The sequence below is a fragment of the Microbulbifer okhotskensis genome (assembly GCF_023895975.1).
GTDB lineage: Bacteria > Pseudomonadota > Gammaproteobacteria > Pseudomonadales > Cellvibrionaceae > Microbulbifer > Microbulbifer okhotskensis.
Map to the genome: position 1 here is coordinate 1 of NZ_JALBWM010000331.1, position 778 is coordinate 778.

The following is a 778-nucleotide window of genomic DNA, read 5'->3' on the forward strand; positions in this document are numbered from 1 at the left end:
TTAGACAAGATAATTACAGTCACGATTTAAGCTGATTTATATGGGACAGCCCTGACTCAAGTCCCAGCATTAGATTAACGATTTTCTGCTCATAGTAACTAGCGGCATCAAGCCAGCGCTCCATCGCATCGGCTTTGTTTTCTGCGGTTTCAACAGGCTGAACCTCTGACAGAAAACCAAGTAAGATATGGGGGCCGAACATATGATCAACAGACCACAGTTCTGTTTTACAAATCCTTAAACCTACATTCGATTCCAACCGCTCTCTAAGCTTAAAGTAGAACACCCTTTCCTGATCACTCTTTAGACTTTTAGGGTCAATTTCAGCCAAAGCTTCGAGTATTTTATCCTCCGACACGGCCATGGAAACAACACTCTCAGGGGAATTGCTCAAGAAAAGGTTGTGCCTTTCGGGCTGCATGTCCATGAAATAGGCGTGTGGCTGAAAGTTCTCTAGAAATACTTCTGAAGACTGTTCTGCCAAGTCGTAAAGCATTGCCGAATTATTACCTGCGACACCATCCGACATAGCCGCATTGTCACTGGCAATACTGCACCCAACCAGAACCGAGGACAATGCCAAAACACCTAAACCTGACATCTTTATATTAATCATTTTTTAAGACCCCAAAACACATATATACAATGATGGAATAGCCTTCCGACTAAAAAATCAATATCCAGCTTTACAGTAGGCCCTGCAATGGAAAAAGTTTCAACCAACGTAACTATTCAGTACTAACCTCAAAAAATTTGAATTTGTCCAATAAAAGCCTAG

General features: G+C 41.8%; 1 protein-coding gene. It reads right to left on the reverse strand.

Annotated features, from left to right (window positions below):
• Window positions 1-19: 19 nt before the first annotated feature.
• Window positions 20-616 carry a hypothetical protein gene (locus MO867_RS22370; RefSeq protein WP_252473279.1) on the reverse strand — a complete coding sequence of 199 codons (597 nt, stop codon included), beginning with the start codon at window positions 614-616 and terminating at the stop codon, window positions 20-22.
• Between the last annotated feature and the right edge of the window lie 162 nt (window positions 617-778).

Coding starts and splice junctions, on each gene's coding strand:
- MO867_RS22370 (WP_252473279.1), bottom strand. CDS start 616: ATGATTAATATAAAGATGTCAGGTTTAGGTGTTTTGGCATTGTCCTCG.